Origin of the sequence: Tardiphaga sp. 619_E2_N8_4 (assembly GCF_051810905.1) — a bacterium.
Lineage (GTDB): Bacteria > Pseudomonadota > Alphaproteobacteria > Rhizobiales > Xanthobacteraceae > Tardiphaga > Tardiphaga robiniae.
In genome coordinates this window covers 5,625,342-5,639,565 of record NZ_JBPWQJ010000001.1, presented here as the reverse complement: position 1 = coordinate 5,639,565, position 14,224 = coordinate 5,625,342, and the positions used below count along the sequence as shown (strand labels likewise).

The 14,224-nt window shown below is 60.1% G+C and carries 14 protein-coding genes; 11 read left to right on the top strand and 3 right to left on the bottom strand.

Going from position 1 to position 14,224, the window contains the following annotated elements:
* Positions 1-115: 115 nt before the first annotated feature.
* Positions 116-238, bottom strand: coding sequence for a hypothetical protein (locus tag AB8A23_RS26885; protein ID WP_256461200.1), 123 nt, complete (start codon positions 236-238; stop codon positions 116-118).
* A 54-nt stretch (positions 239-292) separates the two neighbouring features.
* Here AB8A23_RS26885 and ggt point away from each other — a divergent pair, with 54 nt between their 5' ends.
* A complete protein-coding gene (ggt, locus tag AB8A23_RS26880) occupies positions 293-1,870 on the top strand; it encodes a gamma-glutamyltransferase (RefSeq protein ID WP_439057587.1) in 1,578 nt (525 codons plus the stop codon).
* A gap of 192 nt (positions 1,871-2,062) precedes the next feature.
* Here the strand turns inward: ggt and AB8A23_RS26875 are convergent, their stop codons facing one another.
* Entirely contained in the window at positions 2,063-2,956 is an 894-nt protein-coding gene (locus tag AB8A23_RS26875) for a polysaccharide deacetylase family protein (RefSeq protein WP_120288883.1), read from the bottom strand.
* Positions 2,953-3,912, bottom strand: a complete 960-nt coding sequence (locus tag AB8A23_RS26870; protein WP_231077708.1) for a polysaccharide deacetylase family protein — start codon at positions 3,910-3,912, stop codon at positions 2,953-2,955. The genes AB8A23_RS26875 and AB8A23_RS26870 overlap by 4 nt, the downstream gene beginning before the upstream one ends.
* A 359-nt stretch (positions 3,913-4,271) precedes the next feature.
* Between AB8A23_RS26870 and AB8A23_RS26865 the strand changes: the two genes are divergently transcribed.
* The 10 genes from AB8A23_RS26865 to AB8A23_RS26820 all read left to right on the top strand — a co-directional run bounded on the left by AB8A23_RS26865 (position 4,272) and on the right by AB8A23_RS26820 (position 14,213).
* Positions 4,272-4,436: a hypothetical protein gene (locus AB8A23_RS26865; RefSeq protein WP_439057588.1), complete on the top strand. Its 165-nt coding sequence runs from the start codon at positions 4,272-4,274 to the stop codon at positions 4,434-4,436.
* 9 nt (positions 4,437-4,445) lie between these two features.
* The gene (locus AB8A23_RS26860) at positions 4,446-5,408 is read left to right on the top strand and encodes an ABC transporter substrate-binding protein (protein WP_439057589.1); all 963 of its coding nucleotides are present in this window, start codon (positions 4,446-4,448) and stop codon (positions 5,406-5,408) included.
* On the top strand, positions 5,408-6,253 hold the full coding sequence (locus AB8A23_RS26855; protein ID WP_210269251.1) for an ABC transporter ATP-binding protein: 846 nt from the start codon (positions 5,408-5,410) through the stop codon (positions 6,251-6,253). Before AB8A23_RS26860 ends, AB8A23_RS26855 begins: the two co-directional genes overlap by 1 nt.
* Entirely contained in the window at positions 6,250-7,011 is a 762-nt protein-coding gene (locus AB8A23_RS26850) for an ABC transporter permease (protein ID WP_120288887.1), read from the top strand. The genes AB8A23_RS26855 and AB8A23_RS26850 overlap by 4 nt, the downstream gene beginning before the upstream one ends.
* A gap of 49 nt (positions 7,012-7,060) precedes the next feature.
* Positions 7,061-8,587: an NAD(P)-binding domain-containing protein gene (locus AB8A23_RS26845; RefSeq protein ID WP_439057590.1), complete on the top strand. Its 1,527-nt coding sequence runs from the start codon at positions 7,061-7,063 to the stop codon at positions 8,585-8,587.
* A gap of 75 nt (positions 8,588-8,662) precedes the next feature.
* Positions 8,663-9,457 (top strand): IclR family transcriptional regulator, encoded by a 795-nt coding sequence (locus AB8A23_RS26840; RefSeq protein ID WP_120288889.1) that lies wholly within the window; start codon positions 8,663-8,665, stop codon positions 9,455-9,457.
* A 151-nt stretch (positions 9,458-9,608) separates the two neighbouring features.
* Positions 9,609-10,646: a BMP family protein gene (locus tag AB8A23_RS26835; protein ID WP_231077706.1), complete on the top strand. Its 1,038-nt coding sequence runs from the start codon at positions 9,609-9,611 to the stop codon at positions 10,644-10,646.
* Between the two features lie 23 nt (positions 10,647-10,669).
* On the top strand, positions 10,670-12,184 hold the full coding sequence (locus AB8A23_RS26830; RefSeq protein WP_439057591.1) for an ABC transporter ATP-binding protein: 1,515 nt from the start codon (positions 10,670-10,672) through the stop codon (positions 12,182-12,184).
* Positions 12,181-13,287 (top strand): ABC transporter permease, encoded by a 1,107-nt coding sequence (locus AB8A23_RS26825; RefSeq protein ID WP_175368233.1) that lies wholly within the window; start codon positions 12,181-12,183, stop codon positions 13,285-13,287. The genes AB8A23_RS26830 and AB8A23_RS26825 overlap by 4 nt, the downstream gene beginning before the upstream one ends.
* A 2-nt stretch (positions 13,288-13,289) precedes the next feature.
* A complete protein-coding gene (locus AB8A23_RS26820; protein ID WP_439057592.1) occupies positions 13,290-14,213 on the top strand; it encodes an ABC transporter permease in 924 nt (307 codons plus the stop codon).
* Positions 14,214-14,224 lie beyond the last annotated feature (11 nt).

Sequence of the window (14,224 nt, the reverse complement as noted above, 5' to 3'; positions counted from 1 at the left end):
CGATGATCTGCTGTTTGCTGGCGCTGCTTGCAGCGCTTCCCGGCTTGTCGATGCTCCGCCGAAATCATCTCGGTCGCGGTCACTGCACGGTGCATCGCAGTCATATTACGACAGGTCATGCCGCGGCCAGGCAGATCACAATCGCCGGCGGCTTGGCGTTCGCGGTTACGTTGGGCCTGTTGACGGTCGGCATCTCAGGCATCGTGAGCCATCCGCTTGGGCCGATCTGCTCGGCCATCGATCGCGCCACGTTGGTTCGCTGATCCGAGCCATCTATTGATGAGGAAACATCATGCGTGACTTCATGGCTGTCGCCCGTTCCGTAGCCGTCGCCGAACGCGGCATGGCAGCAACCTCGCATCCGCAGGCGACGCTTGCGGCGGTCGAAATGCTGAAGGCCGGCGGCAATGCCATTGACGCGGCGCTGGCGGCCGTTGCGGTTCAAGGCGTTGTCGAGCCGCAGATGACCGGAATTGGCGGCGACTGCTTCGCACTGTATTCGCCGAAGGGTGGCGCTCCCGTTGCGCTCAATGGCTCTGGCCGCACACCGGCCAAGACCGATGCCAGCCGATATGCTGACGCGGGCGGCCGCGATATTCCGCCAACCTCACCCGAGGCGGTGACCGTCCCCGGCTCGATCGACGCCTGGTGCAGGCTGAGCGCCGACTACGGCAGCAGGCCGCTTTCCGAGGTTTTTGCGGCGGCCATTGACGCAGCCGAGAACGGTTTTCGCATTACGCCGCGTGTTGCCGCCGACTGGGCAGCGTTCCGTAGCCGGGTCGAGAGCCTTCCGGACACCGCAGCACAGTTTCTGCCGCACGGTGAGGCGCCGACAGTCGGCGACAAGCGGGCCCAACCTGCGCTGGCAACCACATTCCGGCGCATAGCGCGCGAAGGCCGTGCGGGCTTCTACGAGGGCGAGGTTGCCGACGACATCGTCGCGACGTTGCGTTCGCTCTGCGGTGTGCATGAAGCCGGAGATTTTGCCGCCCAGCGCAGCGAATATGTCACGCCGATCTCGGCGTCGTACCGTGATCACGACGTGATGGAGTGTCCGCCGAACGGGCAGGGTCTTGCCGCGCTGATGATCCTGCGCACCTTGGCCGGCTACAGCATGGGTGATCTGTCCGAGGCAGATCGCATTCATCTGCTGGCCGAGGCAACCAAGGCGGCGTATCGTGCCCGCGATGCATATTTCTGCGATCCGGTAACGGATGCGGTCGATGCATCGCACTTTCTGTCCGATGATTACATCGCCGCCATCCGCGCAAAAATCGACATGGCGAAAGCTTCCACGGTGGAAAGCTGGGACGACATTGAGCATCGCGACACGGTTTATGTCACGGTCGTGGACCGCGACCTCAACGCGGTATCGCTGATCAACTCGCTATTCTATCCGTTCGGCAGCGGAATTTATGCGCGGAAGTCGGGTGTGCTGCTACACAATCGCGGCTGGAGTTTTCGCGCCACGCCTGGCCACCCGAATTCGCTGGGACCGCGCAAGCGTCCGATGCATACAATCATCCCGGGGATGTTGATGAAGAGCGGCCGTGCGGTGATGCCGTTCGGCGTGATGGGCGGCCATTATCAGGCCTGTGGTCACGCAAACTTCCTCTGCAATATGCTCGATCATGGAATGGATATCCAGGCAGCGGCGGAAGCGCCGCGCTCATTTGCTTTCGACGGCATGCTGGAGCTGGAAACCACAATTCCGGAGGCGATGAAAAACGAGCTTTCCGCACGCGGGCATCGCATCAGGTGGGCGGATGCCGGAATTGGAGGTTGTCAGGCGATCCAGATCGACCGCGACCGCGGCGTCCTGCTTGGCGCATCGGACCATCGGAAGGACGGCCTTGCGCTCGGATTTTAGTCCCGTGACAGACCGCTTTTGGCGCAAAGCGGACGTTGCTCAACACTGGATTCCGAACCTCCGGATAGGGGCGGTGACGAACTACGCCCAATCCGCGAAAGCACCTTATAGGGATGCAAAAATGGCATTCTGAACAGCAGGTTGATTGCGCTTGTAACAGAATGATCGTCCCCACATTGGAGTAGTCTAATCTCACTTGACTCTGGAGACGATTTCTCCCGTGGTCGCGTGCCAAATTTCAGTGTGGCTGGCGATATGCTCAACAATCTCACTTAGATGGCGAAACCGCGCCGGCTGGGCTGATATCCACGGATGGATGTGGAGACCGAAGAACTTGGTCGATGCGGCGCCTTCAGCATAAAGGCCGTCGAACGCATCCATCACCGAAAGCGCATAGTCTTCACTGGTCACCTTGCGATGGACGAGCATCTCCACGTCGTTCCATTCCGACTGGTTAGGAACGGAGATAAGCGGAGGCGTTGTCGTGGTCGCGTAGGGTTGTTCGTCATTTCCATAGTCGCAAAGATAATCAAAGCCCGTCTCTGCCAGAATCGACGGAAGTTCGCGGGATTGCCCGTAGTCTTGCGATAGCCAGCCTTTAGGCCGCTGCCCTGTCGCTCTCTCAAGTGTGTCCTGTGATCGCGCCACGATCTGCCGCTGTTGCGCCAATGGCATTGCGGACGTGATCATCCGCGACGCATAGTCGCCGTGTGCCAGGAATTCGAAGCCGCGCTGTAGGAATTGATCGACCAGATAAGGATAGGCAGTGACCGCCGCGTTGTTGGCCGCCACGCTCGCGCGCAGGCCGTGCCGGTCAAGAAGATCAAGGACCCGGAAGATCCCGACCCTGTTGCCATACTCGAAGGCTGCGTTGGCGCGCAAATGCGGAGCATGCCGTGCAAAGCCCTGAATATAGCGCCGGTCGAAGATCGCCTCTTGCGGCGGCATCGCCTCGAATTGCTCGAAGTACAAATAAATGACGAAGGCAATGCGAGCCGCGCCATGCGGCTTCCATGGCTTGCGCCCCGGCAGCGGCGAGTGTGGGTAAATGTCTTGGTCCAGGACGTTCGGTTTGCAGGGAATCATTGACGGCTCTCCTCGAAGAACCCGGCCTCGCGCAACAGCGGTTCGATCAGCGGATGGTGATGTTCGTAATACCAGTCTGCAATCTGGCTCCCCGTTGCAAACCAAACATCGTCATGCGGGCTAACATGGGCCAGAATCTCGTCGAGATATTTGGCGCGGTGCGGCTGTCCGAGGAAAAATGGATGGATCGGAATGCAGGCGACCCGCCCGCCGCCATGGGCGCTGTCGCTGTAGAGCTGGTCGAAATAAGCGATCGTATTCCGGGCGAAGGCCTTTGCCTCCACATTGCCGCGGAAGTTCATGCCGTCATTGACATCAAACGAATAAGGGATGGCGAGCAGTTTCCCGTTCGGAACACGCAGTGGCGTCGGCTGATCGTCGAAGCCGTAGTCGACGTAGTAGCTCAGGCCGAGTTCCGCGCAGAGGTCCTCGGTATGTTCGGTCGATGCGGCAAAAGGCGCGAAGAAGCCGCGCATGTCGCGTCTGGTCAGGGCCTTGTGCCGGTCGATCGAGTTCTGGATCACCGCTCTCTCATCGTCGCGGCTTAGGCCCCAGTGGTGACGGCTGTTGTAGATGCCATGGCTCATGACTTCCCATCCGCGGGCCTCGCCGGCCTCGCGGATTTCAGGAAACATCTCGTACACAGCAAGATTTAGCGAGCAGGTGATCGGCAGTTGGTAGCGATCGAACACGTCCAGCATGCGCCAGAAGCCGATCCGGTTGCCGTAGTCGACGTCCGTGTAGACCATCATGTCGGGATGTGGCAGGCGCGGATACGGATCAACTTTTTGGCCGACGTCCCCTAGATATTGGTAGTGCTCGACATTCGGGACGATCCAGCACGCCATCCGTTTGCCGCCGGGCCAGCGCAGGTCTGGACGCTTGGTGATGGGGATATAGGCAATACGTGCGTTCATCAGCGGACTTCCTTGGCGAGGGGCGATGTGTTCAGCCATTGTATTGATCGCACAATCATTGTGTGCCGAGGAAGGCTGGCTATGCGGTCTTGCTCTGCCGGTCGGCGCATTGGGCGCCAGCTGGATGGAGGCGCCATCGCGCGGAAACGGAGCGACTTAAACTTCGGCAAGTCGCTCAATTGGATAGCATGGTCGCCGTCTGGGCCGGGATATCACAACGGTCTCGGTAGGCCAGCCGGTCGCTGATTGGGTTCCTGGGGGAGCACGCGGCCGGCAAGAACTCGCGATCTTTGGTCAGCCATCTCATCAGGTGGAATAAGATCGTCGTGAATACAGGGCGATCCGATTGTGGTGTCAGTCTTGCTTTGTGGTGATTACCGCCTTTGCAAGGAGCTGCCATGGCCACCACCAACGGGTTGTCGACAACCTCTGCGCGCATGAGCGCATCCACCGGCCTGACTGTTTTGCGCCCTCGCGTTTTCGCCGGGCAGATCGCCGCCGAGAAGGTCGAATTCCACCTGCGTGGCAATATCAATTCGATTGTCGGAACTTGGGACAACTAAGGAACGGACATGAGAAGAATCATACTTCTGGCCACTCTGCTTGCGGCGACCGGCTTTGCAGCGCCCTCCTTCGCGGCGGACAAGGTCATCGTTGGATATGGAACTGGCACCACGGCGCTTCCATATTTCGTCGGCGTCGAGACCGGTATTTTCGCCAAACACGGCATCGACATCGAAGGCGCTAAGATTCCGCTCAATTCGAATCTGCAAAGCTCGCTGATTGCGAACCAGATCGACGCCGCTGCAGTCATGCTGGCGGTTGAGGGCATGGCAGGCAACTTCGTCAAGCCGGGATCGATCACCTATATTTCGTTGAACGCACAAAGCGACGACTACCGCATGGAGCAGTTCGTTGCCCGCAAGGGTGTGGACATCAAGTCGCTTTCGGATTTCAAGGGCAAGAAGCTGGTCGCGGCGCCGGGCATCGGCAATGTGACAATCGCCAAGGCGGCTCTGCAGGCGGCAGGTCTGAAAGAGGGCGACTACAAGCTCGATCAGCTCGACACCTCCCAGCACATCAACGTGCTGACCTCCGGCCAGTATGATGGCGCCTTCACCCTCGAGCCCAATGCCACCATGATGAGGGCCAAGGATGTCGCCTACACGGTCGAGGCGGGCGTCGTTGCCGATATCGTGCTCGGTAACCGCAAGGCCAAGGCCTATATGGCGGGCGGTGCACTATCGCAGAAGTTCCTGGCGGATCGGCCGGAGGTCGCAAAGCGCTATGTCGCTGCGTGGGACGAGGCGCTCGATTTCATCAAGCAGAAGCCGACCGAGGCGCGCCAGACTCTTCTGAAATACACGCCGACTGCACCCGAGATCGTCAACGACGTGCCGTTGGTGTTGTTCTCGAAAATTTCGGATGTCAGTCAGGCGGATATCGAGAATTTCCAGAAGTATATCGATTTCTCGGTAAAAATCGGTGTGATCCCCGGCGCCGTCGATGTCCGGCGTTACATCGTGAAGTTCTGATGAGCGCGGACGCTCGCACTTCCATTTTGAAACCGATGTCCGTCGCGGGCAATCCCGATGCGCCGGTCGATACCCGCCCGTCAAAGTTCCGGCGCCCGCACGTGACCGTGCGGGGGCTTACCAAGCGTTTCGATGACCGCACGATCTATGAGAAGTTCGATCTCGATCTGCCGCGCGGGCAGTTCGTTTCGATCTTCGGCCCAAACGGTTGCGGAAAATCAACATTGATGAACATGATTGCCGGCCTGATCCCGGTGGACGAAGGACAGATTCTGTTCGACGGCCAGACCATCGATGAGATCCGGTTCGGCTATGTCTTCCAGAACTACCGTGACGCCCTGTTCCCGTGGATCAGCGCGTGGGACAACATCGCCTATCCCCTGCGCTTCATGAAAGTACCGAAGGCGGAGCGCAACAGACGCGTCGATGCGCTCGTGAAGAAATTCGATGTTCGCATCAATCTGAAACAGTACCCGTATCAGATGTCCGGCGGACAGCAACAGCTTGTCTCGATTTTGCGCGCGCTCGTGGTCGATCCAGAGATTCTCTTTCTCGACGAGCCATTCTCCGCCCTCGACTATGAGATGACTTTGTTCATGCGCGACCAGATGCAGCGCATGTTCCAGGAAACCGGAACGACGACGATTATCGTTTCCCATGATCTCGACGAGGCCGTCTATCTCGCCGACCGCATCCTGCTGCTGTCTCGCGCGCCGGCCAAGGTCGTCGATTTTCCGATAGTGGATGTGCCGCGCCCGCGCAATGCGCTGACACTGGCGGATCCAGAGTTCAACCGCGTTAAGGGGCATTGCCTCGAAATCTTCCAGCAGCAGGTCAGAAAATGAAGAGCAAGACCCTTGATCGGCTGCGTCCGTTTATTGGAGTCGTGATCCTCATTGGCATATGGCAGGCCATCGTCGCGCTCAAGATCGTCGACCCTGTGCTGCTTCCGTCGCCGGGCAAGACGTTCTCGGCTGTTTACACCGGACTGTTCGAACAGGGCCGGCTGGCCTTCGATTTCGGCAAGACGGTCGAGCGCGCTTGTATGGGCATTGCGCTGGCGACGGTGATAGGCGTTCCGGTCGGCGTCATTCTTGGGGCGTCGGAAAACGTCTACCGCTCCGTCGAGTTCATTATCGATTTTTTTCGTTCGACGCCGGCATCGGCCGTCTTTCCGCTGTTTCTCCTGTTGTTCGGCGTCGGTGAGATCACAAAAGTCTATATCTCCGCTTTCGGCGCATCGCTCGCGATCATTTTTAATGTTGCTTATGGCGTCATGAACGCGCGCAAGACACGCGTGCTTGCTGCGAAGATCATGGGTGCGCCGCCGTTGCAGCGGATGCTGGTAGTGCTGCTTGAATCGTTGCCGCAAACTTTCATCGGCCTGCGCATGGGAGCAACCCTCGCGCTCGTGCTGATGATCACGTCGGAGATGCTGCTCGGTGCGATCGATGGACTTGGTTTGCGGATCTTCGAGGAGCAGCAGCTGTTCAATATGCCGGGGATGTATGCGGCGATTTTCTGTTCCGGGCTGCTGGGTTATACGCTGAACCTATTTTTCTTCATAACAGAACGCCGGTTCGTCCATTGGGCTGGTCGATAATGCGTCAATCTCGCGACCGCGGCGCCTTGGAGTTTCTATGAATAAATATGTGAAAGACGATAGGTTTACGTCGCCGCAGCATTCGGAGGCCGTCGACGTAGCTGGCTGGATGCCCGAGGTGCCGTATGCCGACGAAAGCGCCTTTGCGGACGGCAAGGTGCAACTGCCAAAGACGATAAGTGAGCTGGCCGCCCATGCGCGCCGCGAAATGAATATTGCCCGCTATCCATCCAAGCATTGGTGTCTGCCGCGCACCAGCCCGGATGGCACGCAGGCACTGGACGTGCTGGTGGTCGGCGGCGGGCAGGCTGGTTTTGGCGTTGCTCATGCGCTCAAGCGCTCGCACATCGATAACATCCTCGTCGTCGAGGCCGAGCAGGAGGGCAGGGAAGGCCCGTGGGGTACATATGCCCGCATGCCGACGCTGCGAACCCACAAGGACAACGGTGGTCTTGAGGCCGGCATTCCCTCGTTGTCATTTCGGGCCTGGTATGAAGTGCAGCACGGCTACGGCAGCTGGCAGGCGCTCTATAAGGTGCCGACCGCTGCGTGGCATGCGTATCTTTCGTGGTTTCGTGAGGTCGCTGAACTTCCGGTACGCAACGAGACGCGCTTCGAAGGTTTCAGCCGCGACGGGTCTGGACTTATCGCCGCGCAGGTTACGGGACCGGCGGGAAGCTATACTTTGTTCACCCGCGCGCTGGTGCTGGCCACGGGGATCGAGGGAAATGGAATTCGCAATCTGCCCAGTTTGATCGGCGACGACATTCCGCGCGCGCTCTATGCGCATACCCAGGACGACATCGACTTTGCCGCTCTGAAAGGGAAGAAAGTTCTGGCGCTCGGCGGCGGCGCCTCTGCATACGACAGTGCCATCATGGCCGCGGAGGCCGGCGCCGACGTGCACGTGTTCCATCGCATGAAAGAGCTGGTGTCGGTCAATCCGGGTACCTGGGGTGAATTCAACGGCTATCTGGCACATTATGTCGAATTGCCGCCGGCGGAGAAATGGCGGTTCGCCAAGACGTTCGGCACGATCAAGAGCGGACCGCCAATCGCCACGCTGAAGCGGGCGCAGTCGATGGACAACCTTGCCATTCATCCCGGTGAAAGCTGGACCAGCATTGCTCACGAGGGCAATCGTCTAACGGTTGCGGCGACCAGCGGCACCTACGAGGCGGATTTCCTGATCCTCGGCACAGGCTACCGTCTTGATCTGTCCGCCGTCCCGGCGCTGAAAGATCAACTCGACGATATAGCGCTGTGGCGCGATATGTACACGCCGCCAGCAGACCTGCCTGGCAATGGCCTCGAACTCGCGCCCTGGCTGAACCCGGATTTCACGTTCTGCCCGAAGCCGGGCGGTATGCGGAGCTGGCATGACCAAGTGTTCAATTTCTCACGTGGCGCGCAGTTGTCGATGGGCACGCAGACGATCGGCCTGTCCGGTATTCGCTTCGGGATGGCCCGGCTGGCCGGCTGTGTGGAGAGCTATTTCTTCAAGCAGGACAGTGCGCTCTATCTCGAAGGCCTGCAGAGCTGGCAGACGCGCGACCTGGCCGCATTGGATACCTGAGGACTTATCGTGCAGGCTTGACTTCTGGTATGGTAGCGTCGGCGCGTAAACGCCGGACATCAACCGGAGAGACCCGTGGCGCAAGACCCCGAAACTGGACAGACATCAGGCGTTCGCTCGGTCGATCGTGCACTGGCGATCCTGCAAGCGGTTGCGGGCAGCCATGATGGTGCCACGCTTGCTGACGTCGCTCGGCAGCTATCGCTATCGCCCTCGACGGGGCATCGTCTTCTGACAACGTTACAGGAACGTGGTTTCGTTCGTTTTGAACGGCGAACGGGCCGTTGGATGATTGGGCGTTCGGCGCTCAATGTAGGCGCCAACTACGCCGCGTCACGCGATATTGTCGCACTAGCGCAGCCTTTCATGCAGCAGGCGTCGGTCCTGTGCGGCGAGACCATCAATCTCGGATTGCTGGAAGACGGTCACGTGACCTTTCTCTATCGAGTCGAGCCGCGAACGCGCCGTAGCTACGTTCCAGAGGCGCGCGTTAGGATCCCGGCTCATGGATCCAGTATCGGCAAGGCGCTGCTCTCCATGATGCCCGAGCGCGAGGTTCAGTCGTGCCTGGAGCAGAATACGCTCGTCCCGCTCACGCCGCATACGCTGCTCTCGCAGAATGCTCTGCGGCAGGAATTCGAGTCGATCCGGCGCGACGGTTATGCCGTCGACAACCAGGAAAACACGTTAGGGCTACGATGCCTGGCTGCGGCGATTTCCGATGAGTATCGCCGGCCCGTTGCGGCGCTGTCGATGGCGGCCCCTATCGAACGCCTCAAACTTCAGCAAGTTGCTCAACTGGGAAGCATGATCGCCTCCCTGGCTGGAGATATCACGACGGCCTGGAGCGGTCGGCCGGCGGTACGCTAGGCCCGTAGCGGGCCGAGGCCTTGGAGAAGGCTGGCGATCTTCGGTCGGCCATCTCACCACGTGGAATAGGATTGCATTGACGATCGCGCGGGCCAGTTGTGGTGCCAGTCTTGCTTGGTGAGGTCATGTACCGCCTGTGCAAGGAGCTGCCATGAGTGTTCTGACCAAGGATTCGCCGACAAGCCGTTCGCGCACTGCGTTTGTTGGCCTGTTTGGATTGTGTGCCGCCATCTTTGCCGGACCGGCTGGTGCGGCCGAAAAGGCTGCTTTCCTGCTGCCTGGCAGCATCAACGACCAGAGCTGGAACGCGCAGGGCTACCAGGGTGCCGAGAAGCTCAAGGCTGTCGGCTGGGACGTAGCCTATACCGAAAACGTGCAGGTCGCCGACATGGTCGAGGCGCTGCGCGATTATGCGCGCAAGGATTACAAGGTTGTGGTCGGTCACACCGGCCGGTTCCTATCGGCGATGGAGCGTATCGGTCCCGATTTCCCGAAGACGCTGTTCATTGTCGGTTCGGGCTCAGCCGGCGCCGGGACTAACGTGACCTCAATAGACTACGACAACACGCAGTTCGGCTTCATGATGGGCGTGCTGGCCGCGCGCATGAGCAAGACCGGCAAGATCGGTTCGGTGAACAGCCTCGAAGGGTTGCCGAACGTGGTCGCGCAAGTCGGCGGTTTCCGCAAGGGTGCCAAGAGCGTGCGCCCCGACATCGAGGTTAAGGTCATCTACATCAAAAGCATGGAAGACGCGGCCGAAGCCAAAGAGGCTGCATTGTCGCTGATCGCAGGCGGAGCCGACTTCATCAGCGGAAAGTTGAATGCGGGCCAGACCGGCATCATTCAGGCCGCCAAGGAAAAGGGAGTTTACGCCAACGGACGTTCGTTCGGTCACAGCGAGATCGCACCAGATGCCGTGCTGACCAACATCGTCGAAAAATGGTCCGACATGTATTCGCAGACGGCGCAGGAGCAGGCTAAGTCCGGCGGAGTCGGTGGAAAATACGTGCTCTACGGCCTGAACACGCCCGGCAGCACTGGTGCCGAGCTTGCCTACAATGCGACACAGCCGTTGAATCCCGCCGTGCCTGCGAGCGTGGCTAACGAACTGGACGCGTTGAAAGGAAAGTTCAAGGACGGGTCGCTCAAGATCGCTGTCAACCGCGAAGACGCGCACGGAGGAATCTGACCCTTGGCTATGGATTGATGCCCATGCTTGAGATGCGCGGCATCAAGAAAGCCTATGGCACTGTGCAGGCCAACCGCGGCATTGATCTCGATGTCGCGGCGGGCCAGATCGTTGGGCTACTCGGCGAGAACGGCTCCGGCAAAAGTACATTGATGAAGCTGCTGTTCGGTGTCGTCAGCGCAGATGCCGGGACGATCCGCTTCAAGGACAAGCCGCTCTCTGGGCATGGCCCCGCGCAGGCGATGGCTGCTGGCCTCGGCATGATCCATCAGCACTTCACGCTGGTGGAAGCGATGAGCGTGACTGAAAACGTCATGCTCGGTGCTCCTGACTCGAGTCCATGGCTGTCGCCGCGCGAGACGGCCAGCCGTATCAGGCAGGAGAGTGCGACTTACGGGCTCGACATCGACCCCGACGCGATGATCGGCGACCTGCCGCACGGCCGGCGGCAACGCGTCGAGATCGTCAAGGCGATTCTGCGCGGCGCGGATCTGCTGATCCTGGATGAGCCGACGTCCAACCTCAGCCCGCCGGAAGTCGAAGGACTATTGGGCATCATGGCTCGGTTGCGTGACCAGGGTCGGGCCATCGTCTTCATCTCGCACAAGCTCGACGAAGTGATCGCGATCTGCAGTGAAGTCGTAGTGCTGCGCGATGGTGCAGTTGCTGGAACATGCCGGGTGGAAGGTGCAACACGCGCCGGTCTGGCACGGATGATGGTGGGTCGGGACATGCCGCCACCCATCGCGCGCGAAGCTACCGCCGCGGGCCGCAACGTTTTGCATGTCGGACAGATGGCGCTAACCGAGCGTGGAGTGGAACGTCTGGCTCCGATTTCATTCTCGTTGCGTGCCGGAGAAATTCTCGCGATCGCAGGGATCGACGGCAACGGACAGACTGAACTGGCTGAATGTCTGGCGGGCCTGCGGCTTCCGACGGCAGGCGGTATCGACCTCGACGGTCACGATATCACGCTGGCGAGCGTCGGCGAGCGGACAGAATTGGGGATGGCCTATATTCCCGTCGATCGAGCCACGATGTCGCTGGTCACCGGAATGAGCGTCTCCGACAATCTGGCGTTGCGCGATTTCGACAAGCCGCCGCTGTCCCGGGGTGGATACCTGGCACGTAGCTACTTTGCGGAACGCGCCCGGGAGATGTCACAGCGTTTCGCGATCAAGGCCTCGGGCCCTGACATCGCCGCGCGGACGTTGTCGGGCGGCAATCAGCAGAAGATCGTGCTGGCGCGGGAGATCGGCCGACATCCTGCAGTCATGATCGCGCACCAGCCGGTCTGGGGGCTGGATCCCGGCGCCACACATTTCGTTATCGAGCAGATCTTGGCGCTGCGGGCCGCTGGCGGCGCAATCATCTATATCTCATCGTCTCTGGAAGAAGTGATGACGCTCGGCGACCGCATCGCGGTGATGCAGGGGGGGCGGCTGTCAATCCCGATCGACCGCGACACTGTAGACCTGACGCAGATCGGACTGATGATGGCAGGGGACGACAGCTTGATCCATGGCGCCGCGGCATGACCATCCTCTCTAATATCGACACGGTGAACAATGAGCCTCCACCGCGGAAGGTCACGTTCATGAAAGCTGCCAGCGTACTGCGGCGTTTGCTGGCAGGTACGGCGACACGCGCGACCCTGGCGGTGGCGCTGGCGCTGCTCGTAACTGCGGTGCTGATCCTGATCTCCGGCAAAAATCCGCTGCTTGCCTATGCCGCGCTATTAAAGGGAGCATTCGGCTCGATCGACCGCATCGCATTCGGCTTCAACAAGAGTACGCCGTATATTCTCGCCGGTCTTGGCGTTGCACTGTGCTTTCGCGCCAATGTCATCAATATCGGCGCCGAAGGGCAGATCGCGGTCGGCGGTATCGGCGCTACGGCGGTCGCGCTGAGCGGCCTGGCGTTGCCCGGCCTATTGCTGATGCCGCTTGCGCTGCTTGCGGGTGTTGTATGCGGCGCTGCGTGGTCTGGGCTTGCCGCCTTCGTCAGCCTCAAGCGCGGCGTTCATGAGGTTCTATGCACGCTGTTGCTGAATTTCGTCGGCGTCCTTCTTGTCAGCGAAATGTTGCATGGGAAACTGGGCGAACCGGGAGCCGGATTTCCGCAGTCACCGTTGCTGCCGCGGGCCATCTGGTTGCCGAAGCTGGTGGCCGGTACTGATCTGCATATCGGCATCGTTTTGGCAGTGATCGCGACCGTTGCTTGTCATATCCTGTTCTGGCGCACGACATTTGGTTTTCGCCTGCGGATCATGGGAGCCAGCCGGGATGCCGCACGTTATGTCGGTATTTCCAGTATCCGGCAGACCATGCGCGTGATGCTGACCGCCGGCGGCTTGGCGGGATTGGCCGGCGGTGTCGAAGTGCTCGGTGTGCATTATCGATTGATCGAGGGATTCTCGGCAGGATTCGGTTTCAACGCCGTGGGCGTAGCATTGCTGGCCTCGCTCAATCCCCTGGCCGTTCTGCCCGCCGGATTGTTCATTGGATTTCTGGAAGCGGGTGCGCTCGCCATGCAGCGTGAGGTCGGCGTGCCGTCATCGCTTGTCTTCGTCATTCAGGGACTGACGATGGTGTTCGTGCTGTGCGCGCTCGGATTGCGCGGCGAGCGAAGCAAGGTGTGACCATGGATCTCATGATGATTGCGGATCTCGCCGCTGCCACCATCCGGATTTCGACACCGCTATTGTTTGCCGCTCTGGGCGGGTTGTTGAGCGAAAAGGCCGGCACATTCGCCGTCGGCATCGAGGGCATGATGCTTGCCGGAGCATTCACAGGCGCGATCTCGGCATTTGTGTTCGGCAACGTCGCCCTCGGTTTTGCCCTTGCCGCACTGGGCGGTGCAGCGACGGGAAGCCTGCTCGCTTTCGCAACGGCGCGCTGCCGCGCCGACCAGATGGTGACAGGCCTCGCTGTAAACGTGCTGGTTCTGGGCTTGTCCAGTTTCTTGCTGCGCGGACTGTTCGGCGGACGTGCTCCCGTAATCCGACTGACGCCCCCGGGCACATGGCCGTTGCCCTGGCTCTCGGAGATTCCAGTCATGGGACCTGTCCTGTTTCGACAGTCTGCGATTGTCTATCTGGCGTTCCTACTCGTTGTTCCGTTGATACTGTTTCTGACCAAGACGCGGGCAGGGCTGACATTGCGGGCGGTTGGTGAAAATCCGGAAGCCGCATTCGCGGCCGGTTATGATCCGATCCGCATCCGCATGATCGCTATCGTCGCGGGGGGCGCTTTGGCAGGGCTGGGCGGGGCCGTGCTTGCTCTTCAGGAGGTCGGCAGCTTCACGGACGGCATGACGAACGGTCGCGGTTTCATAGCGCTTGCTGCCATCATGGTCGGCCGCTGGACACCGGTCGGTGCCATCGCTGGATGTCTGATCTTCGGCTTCGTGTCCGCGCTGGAACTGCGCGCCCAAAGCTGGGGCTTGCCGGTCAGTTCCTACGTGATGCAGATGATGCCTTATTGCCTCGCGCTCGCATTGCTCGCTGGCGTGAGTCGATCCGCCCGCCTACCGGCGGCGATCGGTGTTCCCTTCATCCGACATTAATACACACGCTG

What these genes read in the sequence shown, in the direction of transcription:
- AB8A23_RS26885 (WP_256461200.1), bottom strand. Translation starts at nt 238, where the DNA reads ATGGCCGAGCAGATCGGCCCAAGCGGATGGCTCACGATGCCTGAGATG.
- ggt (WP_439057587.1), top strand. Translation starts at nt 293, where the DNA reads ATGCGTGACTTCATGGCTGTCGCCCGTTCCGTAGCCGTCGCCGAACGC.
- AB8A23_RS26875 (WP_120288883.1), bottom strand. Translation starts at nt 2,956, where the DNA reads ATGATTCCCTGCAAACCGAACGTCCTGGACCAAGACATTTACCCACAC.
- AB8A23_RS26870 (WP_231077708.1), bottom strand. Translation starts at nt 3,912, where the DNA reads ATGGCTGAACACATCGCCCCTCGCCAAGGAAGTCCGCTGATGAACGCA.
- AB8A23_RS26865 (WP_439057588.1), top strand. Translation starts at nt 4,272, where the DNA reads ATGGCCACCACCAACGGGTTGTCGACAACCTCTGCGCGCATGAGCGCA.
- AB8A23_RS26860 (WP_439057589.1), top strand. Translation starts at nt 4,446, where the DNA reads ATGAGAAGAATCATACTTCTGGCCACTCTGCTTGCGGCGACCGGCTTT.
- AB8A23_RS26855 (WP_210269251.1), top strand. Translation starts at nt 5,408, where the DNA reads ATGAGCGCGGACGCTCGCACTTCCATTTTGAAACCGATGTCCGTCGCG.
- AB8A23_RS26850 (WP_120288887.1), top strand. Translation starts at nt 6,250, where the DNA reads ATGAAGAGCAAGACCCTTGATCGGCTGCGTCCGTTTATTGGAGTCGTG.
- AB8A23_RS26835 (WP_231077706.1), top strand. Translation starts at nt 9,609, where the DNA reads ATGAGTGTTCTGACCAAGGATTCGCCGACAAGCCGTTCGCGCACTGCG.
- AB8A23_RS26830 (WP_439057591.1), top strand. Translation starts at nt 10,670, where the DNA reads ATGCTTGAGATGCGCGGCATCAAGAAAGCCTATGGCACTGTGCAGGCC.
- AB8A23_RS26825 (WP_175368233.1), top strand. Translation starts at nt 12,181, where the DNA reads ATGACCATCCTCTCTAATATCGACACGGTGAACAATGAGCCTCCACCG.
- AB8A23_RS26820 (WP_439057592.1), top strand. Translation starts at nt 13,290, where the DNA reads ATGGATCTCATGATGATTGCGGATCTCGCCGCTGCCACCATCCGGATT.